Genomic DNA, 24,710 nt, shown 5'->3' on the forward strand with positions numbered 1-24,710 from the left:
CGGACAGTTCCACGGCGGCCGTGCGCGCGTCCGCGTGGCGGACCGTATTCGTCAGGGCCTCCTGCACCACCCGGTACACCGTCGACCCGGTCGCCGTACTGGAGCACGCGGAACGGCAGCCGGGCGCGGACTCCCACCGCGACCTGGGTCCGTCCCTCGTAACTCGACCCGTACTTGGTGTCCTTGAACGTCCGGTACCCGGTGAGGTTCACACCCGGCAGGGGCTGTCCCGGCCGGCCCGGGTAGACGACGGCGCCGGTGTGGATGTTGTAGCTGGGCGCGTTGACGAAGATCTGCAGGACGGCGCCGCCGGTGACGGGGATCCGCTGGCCGGTGCCGTCCTGGTAGAAGGCGCTGACATAGCCGACGTCATACCCGGCCCCCGCGGCACCCGGAATGTCGAAGACCACGCGGTCGTAGCAGTCGTGCTGCCCGGTGCGGATGTTCGTCAGCGGCTCGGAGACCATCTCGGCCGATGTCTCGGTGCCACTGCCCCACGGCGTGGAGCAGACGGCCGCCGCGGCCGTGACGGAGTGGTCCACCTGGCCGCACGAGGCCCAGGCGGCCCCGGCCGACCCCACGAGGGTGACACCGGCCAGCGCCAGGGCGGTGGCGGCCTTTCCGACGGTTCTCATGACATGCCTCCAGGGAGGTGCGGCCGGCGGTCGGCGGACGCGCCGGCGGACACACGGTCCGGACGGACCGCGGAAGCGGGACGGTGAGGCGGGAACCCGGCGGCCCGATCACGACCCCTCCCGCACCCGGGTGGTTCCGACCCGTTTCCCCCGGGGACGACACCGGGGGCCCGCCCGGTTCTGGCCCGCGCCGAACAGTGTCCGGAGGCGCCCCGGGCGCCCCACCGGCCCCTCGGAACCCGGTGGACGGGCCTCGCGCGGGGCCGCGGGAGCGGCCCCTCAGGGCAGCAGCTGCCGGACGAGCGCGTCCGTCGCCCAGCGCTCCCAGCGCTCCGGGCTCCAGCCCCGCCGGGCCACCAGCAGCTCGTACGTCTCCGGGCCGAGGACGGTCATGGCGATGTCCGCGGCCGCCTCCGTGTCGTACCCGTTCCGCAGGCCGCCCGTCTTCGCCGCCAGCGCCTCGGCGAACCGGGTCTGGACGGTGTGCCGCTGCGCGGTGTTCGTACGCCACAACTCGGCCAGTTCCGGATCGGCGGAGGCCGCCGTGCGGACGACCTCCAGCACCGGGGCCGCCCGCTCCAGGATGCGCCGGGCGCCCGCCGCCTGAAGGGCCAGCTGGGCCGCGGGATCCGGCTCGGCGAGGACATCGTTGGCCCAGGACCGGTCGAGGGTGGCCACCGGGTCGGTGTCACCCGCTATGGCGACGTCCAGGACCTCTTTCAGCAGCGCGCGCTTGGTGCCGAAGGTGAAGTACACCGTCTGCACCCCGACTTCCGCGGTCTTCGCGATGTCCTCGACCGTGGTCCGGGCCCAGCCGCGCTCGGTGAGCAGACGGAAGGCGGCGTCGAGCATCCGCCGCCGGGTTCGGAGGGCCTTCTCGGCACGGGTCATGGGCACGGTTCCGGCCTCCCGGAGTTTGACTGTAGTGACACTACAGTGTATTTCACTGGAGTATGACTACAGTGAAACTGCGGGGGCGGGTCCGCCCGGACGCGTCCCCGGCCCGGGTGCCCTCGGCACTGCCGTACCGGCGGCACCGGACACGTGGTTCGCCGCCCGCCCGCCCCGCGGGCCGGACCGGGACCGGCGCGCCCCGGTGGACCTGCGACGCTCTTTCGCCGTGCCCGGTACGCCCCGTATCCGGCGACGACGGGGCGGCACCACGGGCCCGTCACCCCGCGGACCGCCCGCACGGTGCCCGCCGGCGCCGTCGCCCCGGGCGTCCACCGCGCCACGGAGGCCCCGGCCCCCGCCCGGCTGCCGGAGGGCGGAGCCGTCCGGACCCGGAATCAGACCGCTGCCGCCCTACGGGAGGAACCGTCCGATGAGGAACAACGCCTGGCACGGAGGCGACTACACCGCGGCCGGCGACGCCTGGGCCCATGCCGCCGACGATGTCACCGCGACGGCCCTGGCCGCCCTGGGACCCGCGCCGGCCGCGCCCCGGGTCCTCGACGTGGGCACCGGCTCGGGCCCCGCCGCCCTCGCCGCCGCCCGGGTCGGCGCCCATACGGTCGGCGTCGACCTGGAACCGGGGCTGCTGCGCACGGCGGCCGGGCGGGCCGCCGCACTCGGCCCCTTCCCGGGCACGGTCCGGTTCACCGCCGGGGACGCCCTGGCGCTGCCCTTCCGGCCGGGCGCCTTCGACCTCGTCCTCTCCACCTTCGGCGTGATGTTCGCCCCCGAACCGGCGCGCGCCGCCGCCGAACTGGTCCGGGTCACCCGCAACGGCGGGCTGATCGCGCTCGCCTCCTGGACCCCCGGCGGGGTCATGGGCCGGATCGCCCCCACCGTACGGCGCCATCTGCACACCGAACCGGACGGCACCCCCTCGCCCACGGACTGGGGCGACCCGGTCAGGGTCCGCCGCTGGTTCGCCGGACTCCCCGTCACCGTCGACACCCGGGTGGAACACGTCCGCGTGCGCTACCCGTCGCTGTCCCACGCGGTCTCCGTGTTCGAGAACAAGCCCGGCCCCCTGCGCCGCCACCGCGCCGACCTGGAGGCCGCCCGTCGCTGGCAGCACGCCCGTGCGGACCTCGCCGCCCTCTTCGCCCTCCACAACCGCTCCGCGGCCGGGGACCTGGTCTTCGACGCCCCCTATCTGCTGCTGCTGGCCCGGGTGGCGGCGTCCCCCGGGACCGGTGTCCCGGTCCCGGCCGTCAGCGGCCGGGCGGCCGCAGCGGACCGCCCAGTTTCACCGGCACCCCCGGCGACCAGAGCACACTGACCGGCGCCTCCGTCGGCGCGGGCAGCCCGGCGGCGGCGACGAGGTTCTCCTCGTAGTCGAGGAGTTCCGCGCGGAACAGCGGCCAGCGGGGATGGTCGTTGGGCAGATAGGACGCCGAGCCGAAGAACGTGTTGTGCATGCCCCACCGCGCGGTCAGGAAGTGCTCCAGCTCCGTGGGCTCCGCCACCCGCTCGCCCCGGCGCACCGTGAGCCGGCAGCCCGCGCCCCGCGGCCCCGGCCAGCGGCGGGAACTCGTGTACGTCACGGTGTCGCCCGCGGTCCGCACCCGCATCCCGGACCAGAGGTAGGGGAGCCGGAACCCGGCCCGCCCGATGAGTACCGGCAGCAGCCGGGAGGCGTCCATGGAGCGGAAGACGACCCCGCGCCGCCCGCTGCCGTCTACGGAGTACAGACGGACGTTGGTCTCCGGGAAGGACCCCAGATAGGGCACCCCGGGCAGCCCCAGCCAGCCCACGCGGTGCATCCGGAAGGCCACGAGCCCGACATGGGCGACCCCGTCGTGCGTATCGGGGACCGTGCCCCCGGGCAGGAGCGGCGCCACGGCCTCCGGCGGCACCGCCCAGTGCACGAAGCACAGGTCCAGCCAGTACTGGGTGAGCAGCGGGGCCGATATCGCGTACGGGGCGTCGGGTGTGACGGGCGCTGGTTCGGGCACGGCGCCAGGATGGCAGACCCCGGTTCCGGCACCCGCCCCCGGGGCCCGCCGCCCGCCACGGCCCGGCGGCCCGGCAGCGCCTGCCGCCCATGCCGTACGGGCGCGCCGCCCCGGCGGAACGTTCCCGGGACGGCCGGGACTTGAGGAGCGGTCCGGCCGGTGCGCCGAGTGACGGGCGGCCGCCCCGGACGTCGGATCACGCCCGCGGGACGGTCACCCCTCCGCGAGGGGACGTACGCGAGCGCCTGTGCCGACCTGCGGCGCGCGGGAGCCCCGCCGCATGACGGGGCCGTCCTGGACGTCGGACCGCGGCCCGGGACGGTCCCCCTCCACCCGGATACGACGGTCCGTCCGGATACGACGGTCACCCCTCCGCGCGGATCCGGAGGACGTATGCCGCGGTCAGCGCGGTGCCGCGGTCCTCGTCCCCCGCCAGACCGGCCAGGACGCGCGCGGCAGTTCCGCCGGGTACGTCCGCGAGCGCCTGCGCCAGCCTGCGGCGCGCGGGCGCCTCGCAGGAGCCCGCGGCAAGACGGCCGGCGAATCCGGCGGCGATCCGCTCCGCCGTCGCGGGATCGCCCGCCAGCGCGCCGAGAGCGTCGGCCGCGTCGGTGTCGTTGACCCCGTCGGCGACCATGCCGATGAGCGCGGGGACCACCTCGGCCGCTCCGCGTGCGCCGAGCGCCAGGGCCGCCCGGGCCCGGACCACGGTGTCGGCATGTGCCAGGGCGTCGCGCAGCAGAGCGGTCGCCTCGTCGCCCGGGACGTCCGCGAGCGCCCGTACGGCGCGTTCCCGGACCTCTGCCCGTGCCGAGCCGACCCCCCGTGCCAGCAGTGCCGTGGCGTCGCCGCCGGAATGGGCCAGGGCCCACCGCAGCGCCCCCGCCACGACCGGGTCGGATTCGCCGAGCACCGCCTCCGCCAGCGCCTCCACCGGGACCTCTTCGGCGGCTGACAGGGCCGCCTGCTGGCGCCGCCCGGCGCTCTCCGACCCCAGGCCCCGGAGCAGGGCGACGAGCCGGAGGGCCTCCTCCCAGCCCGCGGGCTCCGCGGCCCCGATCATCCGCAGCCTGCCGAGGAGTTCCGTCTCCTGCGCGATGCGCTCCCGGGTCCGGTGTTCGAGCTCCGTCACGAGTGCCGAGGGTTCGAAGCCCGGGTCGTCCAGCGCCCGCCCCGCCTCGCGCAGCGACAGCCCGAGCGAACGCAGGCTCTCGATGTGGAAGATCCGCCGGATGTCCTCGGCGGAGTACACCCGGTATCCGCCCCCGGTCCGGTCCGACGGCCGGACCAGCCCCAGCGACTCGTAGTGGCGCAGCATCCGGACACTCACCCCGGACCGCCGCGCCACCTCACCGATCAGCACCGCCGCCCCGCCCTTCCTGTCCGTCCGGCCCCAGGGCCACCACCCGCTTCGCCTCCTCGACGGCGAAGGCGAACCCGGCCTCCGGGTCGCGCATCAGCCGCTCGGTGGCGATCGCATGCTCCCGCACCCCGTCCTCGGTGTTCCGCGCCACCCCGTGCAGTACGGGCACGGCCGCCTCACCGAGCGCGATGAGCGCCCGGCTCAGGCTCAGCCGCACCGTATGCCCGCCGCGGCCGAGCTGTGTCGCCAGCACCGCGGCCAGCGCGGGTTCCTCGCCCTCCGGAACGAGGATCGCGGCGGCCCGCCAGGCGCTCCGCGCCACCTCGTCGTCGCCGTCGGTCAGATGCGTCTCGCCGATGGCCGGCCAGGCCCGCGGGTCCCCGATCTTCGACAGGGTATGGAGCGCCTGACTCCGTGCCTGCGCCGGCTCCGCGTCCAGCTCGCCGACGAGCAGCGGAACCGTCACCGACGCCGGATGGCGGGTCAGTGCCCAGGTCAGCGCCTCGCGTACCGAGAAGTCGGGTTCCGTCGCACACCGTCCGACGAGCTGTTCGACGAACCGTACGTCGGGATTCGTGCCGACCGCCATGACCGTCCGCAGCCGTACCGACGGGTTGTCGTGCTCCAGCCCCCGCAGCATACGGGCCGTGTTCTCTTCCGTCAGGGTCACCGGGACCACCTCCTGGCTCCCAGGAAAGACCCTGCCATCGTGTCAGGGTCAACCGGGAGCCCCGGCCCCGGTCACGGCGGCAGCCGCGGCCCCGGGGCGGCCCGCCGGCCGGATACCGCCGGACCGTCCCGGGGTCAGGCGCCGGCGGTCGCCGGGTCGCCCGCCCCGAGGTAGAGCGCCCCGGCCGGCGACTGCTCCCCGGCGAGGTGCGCGCGGATGGCCGACAGGTACTCGTCCCGCCCGACGCGTCCGTCGTGGTCGGTGTCGAGGGCGTCGAAGGCGGCCCCGGCGCTCACGGCGGAACTGCCCAGTGCGGTACGGAGCACGACGAACTCCGCCCGGCTCACCGCGCCGTCGCCGTCCCCGTCGGCCAGGTCGAACAGCGCGCCCAGTGCCGCGGAACAGGTCCCGTCGAACACGTCGACCCCGGCCCATGCCACGTACTCGTCCCGTGTGATCAGGCCGTCGCCGTCCGCGTCCATCAGCGACCAGGCCCGCTCGCCGGTCTCCCGGGCGAGCGCTACCAGCGGATCCGTCTCACGGCGCCCCGTCGCCGCGGTCACCCGGTCGATCCTGGTGAAGTAGTCGTCCCGGGAGATCACTCCGTCCCGGTCCGTGTCGAGGACGGCGAAGACCATTTCCTTCGCGCGGTTCTCCTGCACAAGACACCCTTCCGTCCGCCGTACCCGTTCCCTCGCTCTCTACCCCCGCCCGGCGGCGGCCGATACTGGCCGTTCGGGTGGTTCCGGGCCGCCCGCATCCCGGCTCCCCTCCCGGGCCGGCCGGGGCCGCCGCGTCCAGGAGAGATCGCGCGGCCGCGTGGAACTCCACGTACTCGACGGTCGCGCCACCGGGGTGCCGCACCGTCAGATTGCGCCCGGTGGGCACGTCATGAGGTCCGTCGACGACCGTTCCGCCGTGCTCCCCGACGATCCGCAGGACCGGGCCGAGGGAATCGACGATCACGGTGGCGTGGGTACCGCGGTACGGGGCGAGGTCCTGCTCCGTACCGGCCAGCAGTAAGTACCCCCCGACGGCGGCGAGTTCCAGGCCGCTGTAGGCGAACCGGAGCCGCGGCCGCTCCCCGGTGAGTTCCTCGAAGGTGGGCAGCGCCGTATCGAGGTCGTCGACGTAGACACGGGCGAGGGTGGCGAGCACGGACACAGTCGTCTCCCAGATCATTTCGACTTTATCGAAATATCGAAGTGATCGGCATACTAGCCCGGACGCCCGGGTCAGGACAGGGAGAACCGATGGAGCACCCCGACCGCACCGATGCCGGACTGGCCGCCGTACTGCACGCTTTGGGCGATCCCGTACGGCTCGACCTGGTCCGCCGGATGGCCGGCCAGGGGGAGTGCGCCTGCAGCCCCGACGGCCTGGACGTGCCCCGGTCGACCCTCTCCAACCACTGGCGGATCCTGCGCGAGGCGGGTGTCACCCGGACCCGCCGGGACGGAAAAGCCCGGCTGATGACCCTGCGCCGCACCGATCTCGATACCCGCTTCCCGGGCCTCCTCGCGGCCGTACTCGCCGAGAACGGCCGCTGAGCCCCGGCTCCCGGCTCCCGGCGGCGGCGTCCTTGCCGCGCCGCGGTCCCTACCCGGCCCGCTCGGCCCGGAAGGCGCGCCGGTAGGCCGCCGGTGTGGTCCGTACCGCCTCGTGGAAACGCCGGCGCAGATTGACCGCCGAGGACAGCCCGACCCGCCGCGCTATCGTCTCCACCGGCAGATCCGTTTCCTCCAGCAGTGCCCGGGTCGCGGCGATCCGCCGGTCCATCAGCCACCGCCCCGGACTGATGCCGAGCTGCTCCGTGAAGCGCCGGGTCAGGGTGCGGGGCGAGACCTGCGAGCGGATCGCCATCTCGGCGACGCTCACCGGCCGGTCCAGCCGACCGGCCACCCACTCCAGCAGCGGGGCCAGCGAATCCGCTACCGGCCCCGAGGTGGGCAGCTCCGCGTACTGCAGCTGGCAGCCCTCGCGGTGCGGCGGCATCACCATCTGCCGCGCGATCCGCATCGCGTACGCGGCCCCGTGATCGGAGCGCACCAGGTGCAGGCAGACGTCCACACCGGCCGCCGACCCGGCACTGGTCGCGACATCGCCGTGATCCACGTAGAGCACCGCGGAATCGACCTGCACCCGCGGAAACCTGACGGCCAGCTCGGCGGCCCGGGCCCAGTGCGTGGCGGCCCGGCGCCCGTCCAGCAGCCCGGCCGCGGCCAGCACGAAGGCACCCGCACAGATACCGACGACCCTGGCGCCCCGCCGGTGCGCCGCGCGGACCGCCTCGACCACCGCCCGCGGCACCTCGCCGCCGGACTCCTGGTGCCAGCCGGGCACCAGCACGGTGTCCGCCCGCTCCAGCGCCTCCAGGCCCGCCGTGACGAGCATGTCGTAACCGGCCCCGGTGCGCACTGGCCCCGGACGCTCGGTGCAGACCTCGAACGCGTAACGGGCGGGAACCGCCGGGCCGTGATCGGCGAACACCTCGGCCGCGCAGGCCAGCGCGAAGGACGGCTGCGGAGGCTGCAGCAGGGCCACGACCCGGTGAAGTCCGGGCAGTTCCGGCGGCGAACCAAGCGTCATGGCCCGAAAGTACCTCATCATGTCGTTCAGGACACTGGGTTCACCGGCCCGCGCGGTCCAGCATCGGCTCTGTGACCACCGCACAGACACAGAACCCCCGCACCACCGGTCCCGGCCGTCCGCCGGAATCCGGCCCGCCGGCCCGTCCCGCCTTGTGGAACCGGCGCTTCACCTTCTATTTCATCGCCCGTGCCGTCTCCCTCTTCGGCGACGCGATGATGCCCGTGGCCACCGCCCTCGCGGTCGGCGCACTCTACGGGGTCTCCGGCGTCGGCCTCGTCCTCGGCGTCTGGACCGGGACCTTCGTTCTCCTCGTCCTCTTCGGCGGGGTGTTCGCGGACCGCTTCGGCGCCCGCCGCATGATGATCGGCGCGGACCTCGTCCGGGTTGTCACCCAAGGCGTCCTGGCCGCGGCCTTCTTCACCGGAGCGCCGCCGTTCTGGCTGCTGGTGACCATGGCGGCGCTGGCCGGCGCGGCCGTCGCCATGTTCCTGCCCGGAGTCAACGGGATGGTCCCGCTCGTCGCCCGCGAACCCCAGCGCGCCAATGCCGTGCTCAAGGTCGCGGATGCCGTGGCCCACCTCCTCGGCCCGGCCGCCGCGGGCCTTCTGATCACCTTCACCAGCGCCGGTATCGTCTACGCGGTCGACGCCGGCACCTTCCTGATCAGCGCCCTGTTCCTGGCCCTCGTCCGCGTCGCCCCCACCCGCTCCGGCACCCCGGCGTGCGGCGGAACCCTCCGCCGCGAACTGCGCCAGGGCTGGCGGGAGTTCCGCGCCCGTACCTGGATGTGGTCGGTCATCCTGGTCTGGATGGGCTACGGCATTCTGGTCTTCGGACCCCTGGTACCCTTCGGCTCCGCCCTGATCGGCGCCCGGCTCGGCCCGAACGCCTACGGCCTCGCGGTCTCCTTCCTCGGCGCCGGCACCGTACTCGGCGGTCTGCTCGCACTCCGCCTGCGCCCCGCCCGGCCACTGGCCGCGGGCGCCGTGGCCATGCTCCTGTACACCGCCCTGCCGCTCTCCGTGGCACTGGGCGCCGGACTCCCGCTGCTGCTGGCCGGCCACGCACTCGGCGGCGCCGCCCTCGCTTTCTGGTCGGTGATGTGGGCGACCAGCGTGCAGACCCACACCCCGCCCGAAGTGCTCAACCGGGTCACCGCCTACGAACTGGCCGGCTCGGTCTCCGGGATCGCCCTCGGCCAGATCCTGGCCGGCCCGGCCACCGCCGCGGCCGCCCCGGACCGGCTGCTGCTGGTCTCGGCGGGCGTCTGCCTGGCCGGCTGCGCCGCACTGCTCGCGACACCCGCCGTCCGCGGTCTGGGACGGGCCTCCCGCACGTACGGCGCCGGGGCCGCGCCGGAGGCTTCGGACCGGAAGGCAGACCCGGACGCTCCGGACCGCGAGCCGTGTGCCCCGGACGGGGAGCCGGGTGCACCCGCCCGTATCTGACGGACGCGCCCGCGCTCCCGGGCCCGGGAGCGCGGGCCGTGGAATCCGCGCATGCCCGACGACGGGACCCCACCCCCGTGAACCGGGGGACGGGCTCCCGGCGCGGTCAGCCGCCCAGCGCCCGGAGTTCGGCATTGGCGCGCTCGGTCACCAGAGCCAGGACGCGCCCCGCGGCGGCCAGGTCCCCGGCGGGGATCCCGCCCCAGATACGGGCGCTGTACGGGGCGACCTCGGCGCCCGCGGCGGCGAGCAGCTCACGGCCCTTGTCGGTCGGGACGGCGTGCGGGCCGTCCGCGGCGAGCAGCCGCCGGGCCAGGAGTTCGCCGACGGCGGCGCGTACGTCCGCCGGACCGGCCTTGAGGAAGCCCTGTACCCGGGTCACGAGAGAGTCCACGGCCGTGGACTCGCCCGCGGCTTCGGCGGTGACCGCGGTACGCAGGACCATCTGCTGCAGAAACGTCATTCCGTGCCGGGCCAGGACCTGTTCCAGGACTCCGCGGGCGGCGTAGTGGGCGAGCCCGAGGACACGGGCGTCGGCGGCGGGTGCGGTGGTGGTCATGGAGTGCTCCCTCGAATGCTCTCGTGGTGCGGTACGGGGGGAGTGAGCGGTACGCCGAGCAGCGCCGTCAGCTCACCGGCGAACACCTCGGTCCGCGGCGAGCCGGGACCGCCCAGCGGCTCCAGCAACTGCCCGAGCAGCTCCTGGACCACGGCGACGGCCCGCCGTGTCACGTCCCGCCCCTGCTCGGTGAGCGCGAGCTGTACGGCCCGCGGATCGCGCGGATCGCGGGCGCGCTCCACCAGCCCGGCCGCCTCCAGTGAACGGGCCAGCTTGGAGACGTACAGCGCTTCCAGCCCGGTGTGATCGGCGAGCCGCCGCTGACTGGGCCGCTCCCCGGCCCGCTGCATCCCGTACAGGGAGGCGACGACCGCGTACTGAGCGTGCGTCAGCCCCAGCGGCGCCACCGCACGGTCGACCGCGGTACGCCACTTGTTGGCCAGCCGCCAGACCAGGAAGCCGGGCGTGGGGCCCGGAGAAGCGTTGCTCATGCCGAATAGCGTACATGGCGACTATAGCCATGGCTACTAAATTCGCTGCGGGGGCGTGTGCCGGAGGTGCGGTGCCACCGCCGGTAACTGCCGCGGCCGCGCAGCGCCGAAGCGGCGGTACGGGCGAAGGCGCGGGCCGGGCGAACGGCCGCCCCGCGGCCGGGTCATGCCGGACCGCCCGCCCGGCGGCACCCCGGCAAGCAGGCCGGGAATCAGTTCCAGTTGAAAGTGCGGGCCGCGAAGGCGGCGCTCGGTCGCGGGAGCCGCGGCTCCTCCCCGGTCTCCCGCGGCTCCGCGGCCGCGAACAGCCCCCCGCCCGCGCTCCGGGGTGCCCCGTGACACCGGCCGGAGCGGACTCCCTCCGCTCCGGCGGCCCGTCACCCGCCGGCCGCGGTCCCCGCTCCGGCGGACCGGATGAACTCCCCGATCAGGTCGGCGACGAGGTCCGGCTGATCCCGCATCACCCAGGTCCGGCTGCCGGGTACGGCCTCCAGCCGGGCCCCGGGGATCAGGGCGGCCAGGCGCCGGGCGTGCTCGAAGGGGAAGTGGCGGTCCTCCGGCGCGAACGCGACGAGCGCGGGCCCGTCGAAGGCGGCCAGCCGCTCCGCGGCCCCGAGCAGGGCCGCGGGCCGGAGCCCGCGGGTGACCTTCGCGCAGTCGCGGCGGACACCGGAGTCCGCGAAGTAGGCACCGACCCAGTCGTCGATGAGATCGTGCGGCAGCCCGCCCTTGGTCAGCAGGCCGTACGCGTTCGGCAGCCGGCGAAGGGGCCGCAGCCGCAGCGCCCGGAAGGCCGTGGTCAGCCCGCCGGGCACCCGCGCGGCGGGCACCAGCGCCCGGAACCAGGGCGAGGGGCAGTTGTCGAAGCACTCGCCGCCGGTCAGCACCAGACGGCCCACCGAGCCGGGGTGGTCCGCCGCGACCAGCTGGGCGACGGCGGTCCCGAGGTCGTTGCCGACCAGGGTCACCCCGTGAAGGCCCAGCCGGTCGATCAGTTCGGCGACCAGCCGGGCGAGGCCCGGCAGGGTGAGATCCGCGTCCGGCTCCATGGGGGTGCGATGGCAGCCCAGTGGCAGATCGGGAGTGATGCACCGGAACCGGGAGGCGAGCCGGTCGGTGACCGGCTCCCAGATCCTCCCGTCCATGAGGTAGCCGTGCAGCAGAAGGACGGGTTCGCCTTCGCCGGATTCGCGGTAGTGGACGGTTCCCTGGGCAAGAGCGGTCTGCGGCACGGCGGGCTCCCTCGGGCCAATTTACATACAGCCTGTACGTAAGTAGAATGCATACAGGCTGTACGGAATTCAAGGGGGCCGGATGAGCGACACCGCCAACACCACCAAGCACGCCCGGCGTTCACAGGCCACCCGGGCCGCACTGGTGACCGCCGCCCGCCGTCTGTTCGCCGAGCACGGCTACGCGGGCGTCGGCACCGAGGAGATCGTCCGCGCCGCGGGTGTCACCAGGGGAGCGCTCTACCACCAGTTCCGGGACAAGACCGACCTGTTCGACGCCGTGGTCCAGGCCGTCGAAGCCGAGGTCACCCACCGCATCGCGACCCACGCCATGGCGGATGCCCCCGACCCGGTCGGGGCGCTGAGAGCAGGAGCCCGCGCCTTCCTCGACGCCTTCGCCGAACCGGATGTGGAACGCATCCTGCTCCTGGACGCCCCCGGCGTCCTGGGCTGGCCGCGCTGGCGCGAGATCGGCCAGGAACACGGCCTCGGCCTGATCACGGCCACTCTGGAACGGGCTGCCGAAACCGGCGCCCTCGACGCCCGGCCCGCCGCGCCCCTGGCCCATCTCCTCCTCGGTGCCCTCGATGAAGCGGCCCTCAAAGTCGCCCACTCCGAGGACCCGGCGGCCACCCGCGCGGAGATGACCGCCGCCCTGGACCGCCTCCTCGAAGGACTCCTCACCGGCCACTGAGACCCCGGGCCGCAGACGGTGAACAAGCGGCGAAGGACACCGGTGCCCCGGGCTCCCGGGCCCTCTTGCCACCGCCCTTCGCCGCGGAATCCGGCCCCGCGCGCCCCCACCTCCCATGCCCGGCACGGTGCCCCCGGGCCGCGGCTCCCGCGGCACAGCCTCCGGTCGCCGTCCCCGCCGGCCCGGCACCGGCCGTACCACCGGTCACGGGAGTCGTCCCGCACCACCGGACGAACACTCCGGCCACGGGGGAGGGCAACGGGGCAACGGGAATACGCACTTCCCGTTGCCCCGCGCCCCGTCTGCCGCCATGCTCGGGCCCGCCACCGGGGCAACGGCCCCGGAAGCGCCCGACGAAAGACCCGAGACACCAGAGGAGTGCGCTTCGTCATGCCCTTGACCAGAAAGCTCTCCACCATCGGTGCGGCGGTGGCCCTGACGGGCACCGCGCTGCTGACCGCCCCGGCCGCCGAGGCCGGTACCGCGACCCCGCCGTCGGTCCGGGCGGCCGCCGCGGCCTCCGGATGGGTCCCGATGGGAACGCATCCGTCGTACAGCGCCTGTGTCGCCACCGGAAATCACTTGGTCGCCATCTGGCTGATCCCCGACTTCTACTGCGACCCCTACCCGCCGTACATGCTCCACGGCTGGAAGTAGCCCCGCACCGCCGCACGTTCGTCCCCGTCCGCCGCCTCCCGCGCCGCCGCCCTCCGGATCCGGGAACCCCCGTCCGCCGGCGCGGGAGCCGGCCCCGCTTCCTCTCGCTGCGTTTTCGGCCTTCCGGCAGGAGGACCGCCGTCCTTACCGTGTGCCGTCCACCCACGCGGAGATATCCGCCGCACCCCGGCGGACAGCATCCTCCGGGTCCCGGGCGAGCTTCCCGCAGACCGCAGCGAGGTCCGGCACAGGGCCCGGTCCCGCGAGCGCGTCATGCACCCCGGTCTCCAGCCAGTCGGCCCGGTTGTCGTCGGCTTCGGCGGCCGCGAGAGCGATGAGCCTGACGGCGGCCACCGTTCCCACCCGGGCCAGCGCCTCTGCGGTCCGCCGGGTCACCGCGGTGTCCTCGGCGTCCAGCAGCAGTTTCACCAGCGTTTCCGCAGCCTCGGGAACACCGGCGAAGGAAGCCAGCTCACACCCGGCACGAGCACGTCGCTGCCACGAAGGAGCCGACGCCCCGGCCAGGGCCGCCTCCGGAACACCCGTTATCTCCGCCATGACCTGACGGTCTCATGCCTCACGGAGAAGACCGAACCCGGGTGTAAGGCCGCCCGCACGCCTGCCCGAGTCCACGGAGGCCCCCAGGAGGCCCGGGACGCGCCCCGCGAACCGAGGCGCGCAACCCCGCCGTCCACCGCCCGGGGCGCTACGCTCGGCGGGCACCGACGACCGGGAGACCCTCGTGACCGATCCCGCCACCCCCGGCCCCCCGACCGGCCCCGACCGCCCGGACACCGTCCGCCTGCTCGGTCTGCGTCCCCACCCGGAGGGCGGCTGGTTCCGCGAGACCTGGCGCACCGGCCCCCGCACCCTGTTCCGGCCGCCCGGCTACGGCGGCACCCGGGCGGCGGCGAGCGGGATCTACTACTACCTGGCGCCCGGCGACGAATCCCGCTGGCACCGGGTCCGTTCGGACGAACTCTGGCTCTGGCACCGCGGCGGCCCGCTGACCCTCCGCCTCGGCGGCTCCGGCCCCGATCCCGCCGGGGAGACCACGGTCGTCCTGGGCCCCGGTATCGAGGAGGGCCAGCACCCTCAGTACCTGGTTCCCTCCGGCTGCTGGCAGGCCGCCCGTCCCCGGACGGGGCAGGAGGCCCTCGTCAGCTGCGTGGTCGCACCCGGCTTCGACTACGACGACTTCACCCTCGCCGAACCGTCCCCCGGCGCCCCCGCTCCCGGGCCGGACCGGCAGGGAGCGGGCTCCCCGCCCCCGCCCTGAAACGCGGAACACACGCCTTCCCCGGCGTCCGCCCCTCCCGGAGCCGGCCCCCCGGCAGCGGGCGGAGCGTCAGCCGAGTACGTGGGACCAGAAACGGGCCTTGTAGAACCGGGCACCACCGCGGACCGCGTCCGCCCGCCCGGAGAAGCCGACCGTGTCGCTCCACCACGTCGCCGCGGAGGGCGCGTCGACCCAGAACTCCGTCCCGTCGGGGAGCCGGCCGAACGACTTGGTGAAGTACCAGTCGTACAGCCGGACCGGCGCGGCGAAACTCCACCCCCCGGTACCGGCGTCGTACACCGGGCGGGTCCGCCACACGCCGTGGTCGGGATTGCCCGCGTCACCGCCCACCGTGTAGAAGATGTCGGCGGACGCGTAGTCGGGCTGCAGATCGTGACCCGTACCGGTGAAGGAGAGCGAAGCCACCTGTACGAGGCCGGTGATGACGCCGCCGGAATCCGTCACGAGACGGTACGCACGCAGCTCGGACCTGCCGATCGCGAGCAGCAGCTCGTTGGCGTCGTCCCAGAGCACGCCGTGTGCACCGGGGAAGCCGGTGCCGATGCTGTCGGCGTACGAGGTGGGAGGGAGCCCGCCGGGCGCGGCGGGCACGAAGACATTGATCCCGCCGCCCGCCTGGTACGAGGGACCCGTCACGCGGGCCCGGGAGGAGGCGGTGACGATCGCCCCGTGTCCGTCGATCCGCTCCACCGCGTGGGGGTTGCCCGGCACGACCGCGGTCCAGACGACCGCCTTGTCGCTCTCGCGGACCATGGCGGCCCGCCCGCCCGTGCCCGGCGTCCCGCCCGCGCAGCACACCAGGACGTCGTCCCAGGCGGCGGTGAGCCGGCGCCTGGCATCGGTCAGATACTTCCAGCTCTCCGAGGCCGGCGCGCTCCAGGACCAGCCCGGCGGCCCGTTCCAGTCGGCCGTACCGTTGCCGAACCGCTGGATCTGGTTCGCGGCCTGCTCCACGACCACGACCAGATAGTTCGTCGCGGCGGCCGCCGGCCGCACCGCGGCCACCCCGCCCGCGACCGGAATCCCGCCCCACACCGCCGCCTTGAGCAGTGTTCTCCGCTGCATCCCCGCCCCTCCCGCCTCACCCCGACCGAAGTGATCACCGTCTCATACGACCGTCCGGCCCCGGACGCCGCGGAGCCCGCGGAACACCCCGCCCGTCCCGACGACCGGACGATGCACGTGGACGGCGGGCGCAACCGGGACGCACCTTCCGGCACTTCCGCGGACGACGCGGGGGGCGGCTCCGGCGGATGCGGTCGGGCGCCGTGTGCCGCCCCGTGCCCATAGGCGCGGTCCGGGCCTGCCGCCGGCGTCTGCACCCGAGGGGTACGGCCGCCGTAGCCTGGATCACCGGGCCCGGCCCGCGGCGGCGGAGCCTTCCGTCCGCACGGCACGAGCCCACCCCCAGCGTCCACTTCCCGGGGAGAGCCCATGTTCTCGTTACGCGCCTGCGCCGCGCCCCTGGCCGCGGTCCTCCTCCTCGCCGGTGCCGGTGTCTCGTCCGGAGCGCCCGCCTCCGCACCGCCCGCCGGCCGCTTCCACGACGGCAGCTTCGAATACCCCAGGGCCCCCGCCGGCCTGTTCACCCCGTACTTCCCGGGGCAGGACATCGGCCCGTGGGCCGTCGCCTCCGGCGCGGTCGACCTGATCGGCGCCGGCACCTGGCAGGCCGCCGAGGGCGACCAGTCCGTCGACCTCAACGGCACCGGGGCCGTCGGCCAGACCTTCACCACGGTCCCCGGCACCGCCTACACCGTCACCTACGCCCTGGCCGGCAACCCCACCGACGCCGACCCCGCCGTGAAGACGGGCACCGTCCTCGTCGACGGCCAGGAACTCCAGCGCTTCTCCTTCGACGTCACCGGCAAGACCTACACCGCCATGGGATATGTGACCCGGCGGCTCGAATTCGTCGCCCGCGCCGCCACCACGACCCTCACCTTCGCCTCCACCACCGGCCCGGCCGCGCCCAACGGCCCCGTCGTCGACGACGTCTGCGTGGAACCCCGGTCCTCGTCCTGCCCGTCCTGCACGGCGGGCTGAGACCCGGCGGCCCGGGTCTCCGCACCGGCCCACCCGGAGCACAAAGCCGACCGGACGGGATTCCCGGGCCCGCCGCCCCCGCGACCACCGCACCGCCGCCCCCATGACACCCGTCGCGGCAACCCCCCGCCGCCGGCGCCCTGTTGTGTGAACACGTTGTTGCAGCCCGCCCCGCCCCCGGCCGCCCTCCCGCCGAACCCTCCTCCCGCGCGCTCACCGGCCTCGCCGCGACCGTGGGAGTGGTCGGCGGGATCTACGGCATTGGCGGCGGCTCACTTCTGGGGCCCGGCCTCGTCGGCCGGGGAGTGCCCGTGGCCCGGGTCGCTCCGGCCGCCCTCGCCGCCACTTTCGCGACCTCCGTCGTCGGCGCCACCGCCTTCGCCCTGCTGTCCCTCACCGGCAACGGGGACATCGCCCCCGACTGGTACCTGGGCCTGGCCTGCGGCGTCGGCGGTCTGATCGGCGGCTACCGGGGAGCCCGTCTCCAGCCCCGTATGCCCGAGACCGCGCTACGGCTCCTCCTGGGCGTGCTCGCCGCCGCCGTCGGCGCCTTCTACGCCGCCCGGGCCCTGAACTGAGGCCCTGCACCGAAGCGGACCCCGGCGTACGGGCCGCACCGGGTACAACAGGGCACGATCCGCCGGGCCCGGTCTCCGGCATGCGCCTGCCCCAGGGGGCGGTCCGGCGTCTACGGTGTCGTCCGTGAGCGACGGGGTGCGTCCGGGTGCCCCCGGCCCCGCACTCCGGCCCGGCACCCCCGCGGCCCCGCGCACTCCGCCGGTCCGCCCGGCGGCCGGGCGCCGGGCCCGCCCAGGCCGGGGCACCGGACGGACGGCCGGTAGAGCGTCCGCCGTAGGGAAGTTCATCCCGGCGGGCCCCGGGACCATGCCCGGGAAGGTGGCCGTACGTTCGATCCGCCGGGATGCTCGGAACCGGGGAACCGGCGCGGGACCGCGGCCGGGGACGCGGAGACCGCGAAGGGGAGCGACGGCCATGAAAGCGATCGTGCAGGACGCGTACGGCCCGGAGGACCTCCTGGCCCTGCGTGAGATCGACCGCCCCGTACCGGGCGGTGACGAAGTGCTCGTCGAGATGCGGGCCGCCGGTGTCGGACCCGAGGTGTGGCACCTGATGACGGGCAGGCCGTACGCGGCCCGGATCGCCCTCGGGCTGCGCAGGCCGGGGAACCCCGTCCGGGGCTGGGACGGGGCCGGACGGATCGTCGAGGTCGGGGCGAAGGTGACCGGTTTCAGCCCCGGTGACGAGGTGTTCGGCAGTTGCGAGGGGTCCTTCGCCGAGTACGCGCGGGCCAGGGCCGACCGGATCGCCCTCAAACCCGCCGGCCTCACCTTCGAACAGGCCGCCGCCCTCCCCGTGTCCGGAGTGACCGCCCTCCAGGCCTTCGGCGGCAGGGCCCGACCCCGGCCCGGCCACCGGGTCCTCGTCATCGGCGCGTCCGGCGGCGTGGGCACGTACGCCGTCCAGCTCGCCGCCGGGTACGGTGCCGAGGTTACCGGCGTCTGCGGCCCCGCCGCCGCGGACTTCGTCCGGTCCCTGGGAGCAGGCCATGTCATCGACTACACGCGCGAGGACATCACCGGCGGCCCGCACCGCTACGACGTCGTCGTCGACAACGCGGGACTGCGGCCGCTGTCCGTCCTCCGGCGGGCCCTCGCGCCGCGCGGCGCCCTCGTGATCGTCGGCGGTGAGGGCGGCAGCGCCTTCCTCGGCGGCATGAGCCGCGGGCTGCGGGCCGTCCTGCTCTCACCCTTCGTCCGGCAGAACCTCCGCAGCCTCGTCTCCCTCACCCGCCGCGAGGACCTCCTGACCCTGAAGGACCTCGCCGAGAACAACCGGATCACTCCGGTCGTCGACCGCACCTACCCCCTCGCCCGGGCCCCCGAGGCCATCCGCCATCTGAGGCAGGGCCACCCCCGGGGCAAGCTGGTCATCACCATCTGACCACCACCGCACCCCCGTTCCCCGCCCGCCCCGGTCACCCCACCGGGACCAGCGTCCGCCCGCGACTGCACCCCCGCGGCGAGGCACACCCCCCGCTCACACCACCGGCACGGCCGTCAGGACCCGCCCGCGTCCGGGGCCCGGCCGCCGTCACGGCCAGCCAGCCGGCATCCGAAGCAGTCGGGGTGCCCGTCGCGCGCGGCGGTGTCCCGGACGGTCAGCCGCCGCTGCTCGGGGCTGCGCCGCGGCAGGGGGGCCTTGCCCCAACCGGCCAGGTGCAGCCCCCAGGTGACCAGCGGGGCCGCCACCAGGACGACGAGCCCCAGCCAGATTCCCGGCCACCAGACGGCGATGCCCGCGCCGACGGCGCCCGACCCGGCCGTCGCCAGGGCGAATCCGGCCCAGCCAGCGACGGTGTGCCCCTCGTCGTAGTGTCCACTCACGAATCCGTCTCCTCGCATCCGCGGGCCTGACGATGACATGGCAAGTGAAGGATTCAGCTTATGCGCGAGGGGAAGACGCCGTCGATACGATCGCGGCCATGACAACGTTGGAACCGACCATCCTGGCGACATCCGGCGGACACCGGACCGGCGGACGGACCAGGGTGTCCTTCGACGCACTCGTGCACCATGCCGTCGAACTGTCCGGTGCGCACGGCCGGCGCCCCCGCATCCTCTATGCCGGCACCGCCATCGGCGACGCCGAGCACTTCACGGCCCGGATGACCGAGGCGGCGCGCGTCGCGGGCTTCGACCTCACGCCGCTGCACCTCTTCCCCATGCCCAATGTCGACGATATCGAGGGCACCGTCCTCGACCACGACGTGGTCTGGGTCATGGGCGGCTCGGTGGTCAATCTGCTCGCGGTGTGGCGAGCGCACGGCGTGGACCGCGTCATGCGCCGTGCCTGGCAGGCGGGTGTCGTGCTCAGTGGGGTGAGCGCCGGCTCCCTCTGCTGGTTCCGGGGCGGCGCGACCGACTCCTTCGGTCCCGCACTGCGCCCGGTCACCGACGCCCTCGGATTCCTGCCCTACGGCAACGGCGTGCACTACGACTCGGACGAAGGCCGGCGCCCGCTGATCCACCGGCTCGTCGCGGACGGCACTCTCCCGGCCGCCCACTGCACCGACGACGGCGTCGGCCTGGTGTACCGCGGAACGGAGTTGGTGGAGGCCGTGACGGAGATCCCCGGCAAGGGCGCCTACCTCGTCGGGAACGACGGGGGCCGGGCGGTCGAGGAGCGCATCGAACCCCGTGTACTGGGCCGCTGACGTCCGGGCGGGTTACCGGTTCCGCGGCTGCCGGAGAGCGCGCCGCCGTCCGCCCGGCGGCGCCCCGGGCGCGCGGCCGTCACCTCTCGGTGGCCACCGGTCCGATGCCCGCCGTCTCCGCGTTCCGCCGGGTCTTCGCCCAGCCGGTACGGCCCCGCAGGAGCCGGAGGCAGCCGCGGGCGCAGACGATGAACAGGTGGTACGCGTACAGCCAGAGCGCCAGGCCCCACAGCAGGCCCTTGAGCCGGGAGTGGTCCGGGGCGAAGTCGCGCCGGTACACCGGCCCCCACAGAAGGAACGGGACGATGGAGGCGACGGCGAGGGAGAGGGCGAGTGGCCAGGCGGCGAGCGCCGTGCGGTCGCCGACGGCGAGGGCGGCGGCCATCAGCACCGTCAGCAGCAGGGTCACCAGATGGGCGATCGGCTGGAAGAACGTGTAGAGGGCTTCGAGTACACCCGGGGGCCGGTAGTGCCGGGAGGCGACGATACGGCCCGTGTAACGGACGCACTGGATGTTGCCCTGGGCCCAGCGGGTGCGCTGGGCGAGGAAGCGGCGGGTGTGCGGCAGCGCCTCCTGGGTCACCCAGGTGTCGTGGACATGGGTGACCCGGTGGCCGGTGAGAAGCATCTGGAGGCCCAGCTCGTAGTCCTCCAGCAGCGCGTCGTGCTGCCAGGGCCTGCCGCCTTCGGCGGCGGCGATCCGGTCGAGCGCGGTGAGCCGGGTGAACTGCCCGTTGCCGCCGAGGCCGACCGAACCGGTGCGGCGGCGCAGCAGCTGCATGCCGGTATTGGAGGTGGCGAACTCCATGTCCTGCATCCGGATCAGGAGCCGGGCGTAGGCGTTGGCGAGCCGTCCCCGGTGGGCGAGCGGACGCGGGTCGTCGGCGTTCCGCATCCGGACGCCGATCTGCACCCCGCCGGTGCCCGGGTCGGCGAAGCCTTCCGGGCCGCTGACCCGGTCGAGCGCGTCGGGCGAGAGCTGGCCGTCGGCGTCGACGACACAGACGATCACCCGGCTGCGGTCGGTGTCCGGGAGCCCGGCGAGTTCGGCGCCGAGCGCCGCGTAGGCGGCGTTGAGCGCGGCCCCCTTGCCGGTCCGGGCGTCGGGCCGGCGGCGGGAGACCAGCCGCACCCCCGTGTCCCGGTCGGCGAGATGGGCCACGATCGGGGCGGTGAGATCGTCGCTCGCGTCGTCGACGACCCAGACGCACGCCGCGGGGAAGTCGGAGCGCAGCCGGGTCACGGTGGTGGCGATGACGGCTTCCTCGTCACGGCACGGGACGAAGAAGTGCCAGTCGAAGGCGGCCGGGTCGCCCTCGGGCGCGGGGGTGCGCCGCGCGTACGCGGTGCGGGATCCGGCCCAGTAGACGAAGAAGCAGGCGAGCAGGAGAAAAGGGAAGACGTACAGGAGCTGGCTGGTACTCACGGGAAATACTCCGGTGGGGCAGGGGCGGTGGAGCGGGTCTGCGGCGGCCGGCTGCCGTCCCGGGACGGGCCGGCTGCCGCGGGCGTCACACGAGTGCCGCTGCCCGGGCCGCGCCGGATGTGCGGTCTCCGCCGGAGCGGGCGGCGCGGACCGCGAGATCGGCTATCCGGCGGGACGCGCTGCCGTCCCCGTAGGGGCTGGGCAGCGACGCCAGACGGCGCAGACCCCCGGCGCCCTCGGCGAGCCGCCGCCGGGCGGCGGCCGTGATGCCCGGTCCGGGCGGAGTCAGCTCGGCGAAGTCCGCGAGCGCCTCGGGGCGCTCGGTGGAGCGGCGGACGACCACCAGCGGGCGGCCGAGGACGGTGGTCTCCTCCTGTACGCCCCCGGAGTCGGAGACGATGACGGCGGCATGGCGGGCCAGGGCGAGGAAGGTGCCGTACCCGCTCGGGGGCAGTACGGTCACCGACGCCAGCAGGTGCTCCAGACCGGCCGCGGCGATCCGCGCGCGGGTCCGGGGGTGGAGCGGCAGCACCACGGGCAGCTCCTCGGCCAGCAGGGCGAGCTCACCCAGGACGGCGGCGAGGGCGGACGCGTCGTCGGTGTTCTCGGGCCGGTGCACCGTGGCCAGGACGTAGCCGTCGGCGGTCAGCCCGTGCCCGGCCAGCAGGGCGGCGCGCTCACGCGGCGGGGGAAGGTGGTCGCGGACCGCTTCGACGACGGTGTTCCCGGTGACCGCGATCCTCTCGTCCGGGATTCCCTCCGCGAGGAGCAGTTTCCGGTTCCCCGGGGTCGGCGCGCACAGGATGTCCGCGATCCGGTCGATCATGACGCGGTTGTGCTCTTCGGGCATTGCGCGGTCATGGCTGCGGAGCCCGGCCTCGACATGGAGGAGGGGCAGGTTCCGGGCATTGGCTGCCAGGGCGCCCGACAGGGCCGCGTTGGTGTCGCCCTGGACGACGACGGCGAGCGGCGGCGCCGCCTCGAAGTTCTCGTCGAGCGCCGAGAGCGCGGCCCCGACCTGCACGGCCCGCGACCGGCCCCCGACACCGGGCAGGAACTCCGGCTCGGGCACCCGCAGCTCGCCGAGGAACCCGCCGGACAGCTCCTGGTCGTAGTGCTGACCGGTGTGCAGGATTCGGGCGGCGGGGCCGAGCAGTCTGATCAGCTCGGCGAGCTTGACCAGCTCGGGACGGGTGCCCAGGACGACGGCGACGGTGCGGGGAGGGAGCGTGCTCATGGCATACAACACTAATAAGCACGATTCTCGGGAAATGCATCCAAAGCCCTGGAGGGATGCATCTGATAGATATCTCTCATAAATGCCCGGTTTGCCATGAATTGCCATGCGCTCATCTGCATAGCCCCACCGCCTGCCACCCGCCACCGCCCCGCCGCCGACGGCTCCGGTGGGCGTGTCGGCCGCCGGCCCCCCTGCCCCCGGTCTACGGTGGCCCCTGGCCCGGCTTGTCACCCTCTGGGCGTTCTCCTGGATGTGATCGTTCATGTATGCGCTAGCAAGGGCAACCGGCACCGCCCGGCGGGCCGGGCTCCTCCCCGGCAGCGGAGCCTGAGGTGCCGCGATGACCGGTACGGACCCCTCCGGTACGGGCCCGTCCGACACGGTCGGGTCGGGTACGGACCCCTCCGGCGGCCCGCGGCAGCCCGGGCCCGGGGCAGCGCCCGGGAACATGCGGGCGCACGCGCCGGACTCCGCCGCCCGTAGCGAAAGCCGCTGGCCGATGGCGGCCGCGGTCGCCGCCTGCGCCGTACTCACCCTGCTGCTCCCGGACGACCTGCGCCTGGGCCCCCGATGGGCACTGCCCGTCGCCGAGGGAATTCTGCTGGTGGTCCTGGTCTCCGGCGACCCGGGCCGGATCAGCCGCCGGTCCACGGTCCTGCGCTCGGTGGCGGTCGCCCTGGTCGTGGTGCTCGCGGGCAGCGCCGTCTGGTCGACGGTCCGGCTGATCGACGATCTCATCCACGGCGGCAACGAGACCAACTCCGCCGATGCCCTTCTGCTGGCGGGCGGCAGCGTCTGGCTCTCCACCGTGCTCGCGTTCTCGCTCCTGTACTTCGAACTCGACGGCGGCGGCCCGGCAGCCCGCGCCCATCACCTGCCGGCCACCCCGGCACTCGCCTTCCCCCAGCACCTCAGCCCCGAACTGAACGCCCCGCACTGGCGCCCCCGCTACATCGACTACTTCTACCTCGGGTTCACCAACTCCACCGCGCTCAGCCCCACCGACGTGATGCCGCTCGCTCCCTGGGCGAAGGTCCTCATGACCGTGCAGTCCGTTCTCTCCCTCGTGATCCTGGGACTCGTCGTCGCCAGGGCCGTGAACGTCCTGGCCTGAGCGGGACCATCCGCTCCGGCACGCCGGCCGCGGCACCCGTCAGGAAGCGGCGCCGCGGGGGAGCGCCAGCGGGCCGCGGGCTCGCCACTGGTCGATCGAGGGGGCCAGCATCGGCCCCAGTTCGGGCACCTCGGGGACGACGGTCAGCGCCGACAGCCCCTGAAGCAGGCGAGCCCCTTCCATGAACTCCAGCAGCGTACGGTCGACACGCCTCCCGCCGGCCCGCTCATAGGCGTCCACACCCTCCGCCCCCGCGAAGGCGAGATCCCACTCCACCGGGCCCAGCGACACGTCCTCGAAGTCGGCGAAGCGGTGACCGTCCGCCGTGCGCAGCAGGTTGTACGCGGGCGAGTCGCCGTGCAGCGGCTGAAGCGTGGCCTGCGGGAACCGGGCCGGGAAGTCGGCGACGACCGTTTCGAGGACGGCGTACTCGCGTTCGGCCCGGTCCAGATCGGAGGGGCTGAGCCCCTGCGGTGCGCTCCGCAGCCCGGACAGTGCCCTCCCGATCGCCGGGACCAGGGGCGACAGAACGGGCAGCTCGCCGGGGTAGCCGGCCAGCGCGGTGTGCAACTCAGCCGTCCACCCGGTCTGCTCGGCGAGGCGGCCCGCCAGGACCTCCGGATCGCCCTCCAGCAGCTCACTGATCGGCTCGGTCTCGGTGACGTACTCCCAGAACGTCAGATACGTCCCGCCGGCCTCGACCGGTTCGCGGGGCACCAGCGGACTGGGACCGACCACGGGCACGCCGGTATCGGACAGCCAGCCCGCGACGGCCAGTTCCCGCCGCTGTCTCCGGGCGAGTTCGGCCGGCGTCCCCACCGCGAGCACGGGAACACGGACCACGACGGGCTCCGGCGCGAGGTGCACCAGAACGCTGAAGAGGTCGTGCAGCACACGAGGCCGAAGGGGCCGCAGGCCCAGCCGCCGGCCGGCTTCGACGGCAAGAGTGAGGGCGTGTTCGGCACGAGGGCCGTGACTCGTCATGCAAATGATCTTTCCGCCGCCCCGCCCCGCCTGTCCAGCGGATATCCCGCGGGCGCGCCGGCGTCCCCTGCCACGTCACCGACCCGACCCGACCCGACCCGACCCGGGTCGGGTCGGG

Annotated in this window: 26 protein-coding genes and 2 pseudogenes; 12 read left to right on the plus strand and 16 right to left on the minus strand. The window is 74.4% G+C overall.

Translation table 11 applies throughout. The features are described from left to right. Window positions 1-83 precede the first annotated feature (83 nt). Window positions 84-635, minus strand: a pseudogene (locus ACWDR0_RS29740) (AMIN-like domain-containing (lipo)protein); the annotation flags it as partial. Between the two features lie 279 nt (window positions 636-914). Then, window positions 915-1,526 carry a TetR/AcrR family transcriptional regulator gene (locus ACWDR0_RS29745; protein WP_456354922.1) on the minus strand — a complete coding sequence of 204 codons (612 nt, stop codon included), beginning with the start codon at window positions 1,524-1,526 and terminating at the stop codon, window positions 915-917. Window positions 1,527-1,959: 433 nt separating this feature from the next. Here ACWDR0_RS29745 and ACWDR0_RS29750 point away from each other — a divergent pair, with 433 nt between their 5' ends. Further along, window positions 1,960-2,865 (plus strand): class I SAM-dependent methyltransferase, encoded by a 906-nt coding sequence (locus tag ACWDR0_RS29750; RefSeq protein ID WP_456354898.1) that lies wholly within the window; start codon window positions 1,960-1,962, stop codon window positions 2,863-2,865. On the opposite strand, the gene ACWDR0_RS29755 is transcribed toward ACWDR0_RS29750, so the two are convergent. The 4 genes from ACWDR0_RS29755 to ACWDR0_RS29770 all read right to left on the minus strand — a co-directional run bounded on the left by ACWDR0_RS29755 (window position 2,798) and on the right by ACWDR0_RS29770 (window position 6,236). Next, window positions 2,798-3,541, minus strand: coding sequence for a YqjF family protein (locus ACWDR0_RS29755; protein ID WP_456354899.1), 744 nt, complete (start codon window positions 3,539-3,541; stop codon window positions 2,798-2,800). The two genes, ACWDR0_RS29750 and ACWDR0_RS29755, sit on opposite strands and share 68 nt — an antisense overlap. 364 nt (window positions 3,542-3,905) lie before the next feature. Then, window positions 3,906-4,904 (minus strand): MerR family transcriptional regulator, encoded by a 999-nt coding sequence (locus tag ACWDR0_RS29760; protein WP_456354900.1) that lies wholly within the window; start codon window positions 4,902-4,904, stop codon window positions 3,906-3,908. Then, window positions 4,891-5,574 carry a HEAT repeat domain-containing protein gene (locus ACWDR0_RS29765; RefSeq protein ID WP_456354901.1) on the minus strand — a complete coding sequence of 228 codons (684 nt, stop codon included), beginning with the start codon at window positions 5,572-5,574 and terminating at the stop codon, window positions 4,891-4,893. Before ACWDR0_RS29765 ends, ACWDR0_RS29760 begins: the two co-directional genes overlap by 14 nt. A gap of 134 nt (window positions 5,575-5,708) precedes the next feature. Then, window positions 5,709-6,236 (minus strand): EF-hand domain-containing protein, encoded by a 528-nt coding sequence (locus tag ACWDR0_RS29770; protein WP_456354902.1) that lies wholly within the window; start codon window positions 6,234-6,236, stop codon window positions 5,709-5,711. A 229-nt stretch (window positions 6,237-6,465) separates the two neighbouring features. Here ACWDR0_RS29770 and ACWDR0_RS29775 point away from each other — a divergent pair, with 229 nt between their 5' ends. Both ACWDR0_RS29775 and ACWDR0_RS29780 read left to right on the plus strand, forming a co-directional pair. After that, entirely contained in the window at window positions 6,466-6,597 is a 132-nt protein-coding gene (locus ACWDR0_RS29775; RefSeq protein WP_456354903.1) for a hypothetical protein, read from the plus strand. Window positions 6,598-6,827: 230 nt separating this feature from the next. Then, window positions 6,828-7,124 carry an ArsR/SmtB family transcription factor gene (locus ACWDR0_RS29780; RefSeq protein ID WP_456354904.1) on the plus strand — a complete coding sequence of 99 codons (297 nt, stop codon included), beginning with the start codon at window positions 6,828-6,830 and terminating at the stop codon, window positions 7,122-7,124. Between the two features lie 49 nt (window positions 7,125-7,173). Here ACWDR0_RS29780 and ACWDR0_RS29785 read toward each other — a convergent pair whose 3' ends face one another. Continuing rightward, a complete protein-coding gene (locus tag ACWDR0_RS29785) occupies window positions 7,174-8,163 on the minus strand; it encodes a GlxA family transcriptional regulator (protein WP_456354905.1) in 990 nt (329 codons plus the stop codon). Between the two features lie 71 nt (window positions 8,164-8,234). Between ACWDR0_RS29785 and ACWDR0_RS29790 the strand changes: the two genes are divergently transcribed. After that, the gene (locus ACWDR0_RS29790) at window positions 8,235-9,614 is read left to right on the plus strand and encodes an MFS transporter (protein WP_456354906.1); all 1,380 of its coding nucleotides are present in this window, start codon (window positions 8,235-8,237) and stop codon (window positions 9,612-9,614) included. A 106-nt stretch (window positions 9,615-9,720) separates the two neighbouring features. Here the strand turns inward: ACWDR0_RS29790 and ACWDR0_RS29795 are convergent, their stop codons facing one another. The 3 genes from ACWDR0_RS29795 to ACWDR0_RS29805 form a co-directional block, all read right to left on the minus strand. Continuing rightward, window positions 9,721-10,173, minus strand: coding sequence for a MarR family transcriptional regulator (locus ACWDR0_RS29795; RefSeq protein ID WP_456354907.1), 453 nt, complete (start codon window positions 10,171-10,173; stop codon window positions 9,721-9,723). Continuing rightward, window positions 10,170-10,664, minus strand: a complete 495-nt coding sequence (locus ACWDR0_RS29800; RefSeq protein WP_456354908.1) for a MarR family winged helix-turn-helix transcriptional regulator — start codon at window positions 10,662-10,664, stop codon at window positions 10,170-10,172. Before ACWDR0_RS29800 ends, ACWDR0_RS29795 begins: the two co-directional genes overlap by 4 nt. Before the next feature lie 377 nt (window positions 10,665-11,041). Beyond that, entirely contained in the window at window positions 11,042-11,896 is an 855-nt protein-coding gene (locus ACWDR0_RS29805) for an alpha/beta fold hydrolase (RefSeq protein WP_456354909.1), read from the minus strand. 82 nt (window positions 11,897-11,978) lie between these two features. On the opposite strand from ACWDR0_RS29805, the gene ACWDR0_RS29810 reads away from it, so the two are divergent. Next, window positions 11,979-12,590 (plus strand): TetR/AcrR family transcriptional regulator, encoded by a 612-nt coding sequence (locus ACWDR0_RS29810; protein WP_456354910.1) that lies wholly within the window; start codon window positions 11,979-11,981, stop codon window positions 12,588-12,590. A gap of 390 nt (window positions 12,591-12,980) precedes the next feature. Beyond that, window positions 12,981-13,247: a hypothetical protein gene (locus ACWDR0_RS29815; RefSeq protein WP_456354911.1), complete on the plus strand. Its 267-nt coding sequence runs from the start codon at window positions 12,981-12,983 to the stop codon at window positions 13,245-13,247. A 144-nt stretch (window positions 13,248-13,391) separates the two neighbouring features. Here the strand turns inward: ACWDR0_RS29815 and ACWDR0_RS29820 are convergent, their stop codons facing one another. Beyond that, window positions 13,392-13,805: a HEAT repeat domain-containing protein gene (locus ACWDR0_RS29820; RefSeq protein WP_456354912.1), complete on the minus strand. Its 414-nt coding sequence runs from the start codon at window positions 13,803-13,805 to the stop codon at window positions 13,392-13,394. 184 nt (window positions 13,806-13,989) lie between these two features. Between ACWDR0_RS29820 and ACWDR0_RS29825 the strand changes: the two genes are divergently transcribed. Next, window positions 13,990-14,526 carry a cupin domain-containing protein gene (locus tag ACWDR0_RS29825; RefSeq protein WP_456354913.1) on the plus strand — a complete coding sequence of 179 codons (537 nt, stop codon included), beginning with the start codon at window positions 13,990-13,992 and terminating at the stop codon, window positions 14,524-14,526. A 69-nt stretch (window positions 14,527-14,595) separates the two neighbouring features. On the opposite strand, the gene ACWDR0_RS29830 is transcribed toward ACWDR0_RS29825, so the two are convergent. Beyond that, window positions 14,596-15,612 carry a hypothetical protein gene (locus ACWDR0_RS29830; RefSeq protein WP_456354914.1) on the minus strand — a complete coding sequence of 339 codons (1,017 nt, stop codon included), beginning with the start codon at window positions 15,610-15,612 and terminating at the stop codon, window positions 14,596-14,598. A gap of 369 nt (window positions 15,613-15,981) precedes the next feature. Between ACWDR0_RS29830 and ACWDR0_RS29835 the strand changes: the two genes are divergently transcribed. The 3 genes and pseudogenes from ACWDR0_RS29835 to ACWDR0_RS29845 all read left to right on the plus strand — a co-directional run bounded on the left by ACWDR0_RS29835 (window position 15,982) and on the right by ACWDR0_RS29845 (window position 18,555). Further along, window positions 15,982-16,593, plus strand: a complete 612-nt coding sequence (locus ACWDR0_RS29835) for a choice-of-anchor C family protein (protein ID WP_456354915.1) — start codon at window positions 15,982-15,984, stop codon at window positions 16,591-16,593. Between the two features lie 161 nt (window positions 16,594-16,754). Next, window positions 16,755-17,171, plus strand: a pseudogene (locus ACWDR0_RS29840) (TSUP family transporter); the annotation flags it as partial. A 415-nt stretch (window positions 17,172-17,586) separates the two neighbouring features. Continuing rightward, window positions 17,587-18,555 (plus strand): NAD(P)-dependent alcohol dehydrogenase, encoded by a 969-nt coding sequence (locus ACWDR0_RS29845; protein ID WP_456354916.1) that lies wholly within the window; start codon window positions 17,587-17,589, stop codon window positions 18,553-18,555. Between the two features lie 116 nt (window positions 18,556-18,671). On the opposite strand, the gene ACWDR0_RS29850 is transcribed toward ACWDR0_RS29845, so the two are convergent. After that, window positions 18,672-19,016 carry an HGxxPAAW family protein gene (locus tag ACWDR0_RS29850; protein WP_456354923.1) on the minus strand — a complete coding sequence of 115 codons (345 nt, stop codon included), beginning with the start codon at window positions 19,014-19,016 and terminating at the stop codon, window positions 18,672-18,674. Between the two features lie 80 nt (window positions 19,017-19,096). Here ACWDR0_RS29850 and ACWDR0_RS29855 point away from each other — a divergent pair, with 80 nt between their 5' ends. Beyond that, a complete protein-coding gene (locus ACWDR0_RS29855) occupies window positions 19,097-19,828 on the plus strand; it encodes a Type 1 glutamine amidotransferase-like domain-containing protein (protein WP_456354917.1) in 732 nt (243 codons plus the stop codon). Window positions 19,829-19,907: 79 nt separating this feature from the next. On the opposite strand, the gene ACWDR0_RS29860 is transcribed toward ACWDR0_RS29855, so the two are convergent. Continuing rightward, the gene (locus tag ACWDR0_RS29860) at window positions 19,908-21,254 is read right to left on the minus strand and encodes a glycosyltransferase family 2 protein (protein WP_456354918.1); all 1,347 of its coding nucleotides are present in this window, start codon (window positions 21,252-21,254) and stop codon (window positions 19,908-19,910) included. Between the two features lie 85 nt (window positions 21,255-21,339). After that, the gene (gene wecB, locus ACWDR0_RS29865; RefSeq protein WP_456354919.1) at window positions 21,340-22,491 is read right to left on the minus strand and encodes a non-hydrolyzing UDP-N-acetylglucosamine 2-epimerase; all 1,152 of its coding nucleotides are present in this window, start codon (window positions 22,489-22,491) and stop codon (window positions 21,340-21,342) included. A 343-nt stretch (window positions 22,492-22,834) separates the two neighbouring features. Here wecB and ACWDR0_RS29870 point away from each other — a divergent pair, with 343 nt between their 5' ends. Beyond that, entirely contained in the window at window positions 22,835-23,608 is a 774-nt protein-coding gene (locus ACWDR0_RS29870) for a hypothetical protein (protein ID WP_456354920.1), read from the plus strand. A gap of 39 nt (window positions 23,609-23,647) precedes the next feature. Here the strand turns inward: ACWDR0_RS29870 and ACWDR0_RS29875 are convergent, their stop codons facing one another. Next, window positions 23,648-24,592, minus strand: a complete 945-nt coding sequence (locus ACWDR0_RS29875; RefSeq protein ID WP_456354921.1) for an aminoglycoside phosphotransferase family protein — start codon at window positions 24,590-24,592, stop codon at window positions 23,648-23,650. Between the last annotated feature and the right edge of the window lie 118 nt (window positions 24,593-24,710).

The organism is Streptomyces sp. NPDC003691 (genome assembly GCF_053981115.1).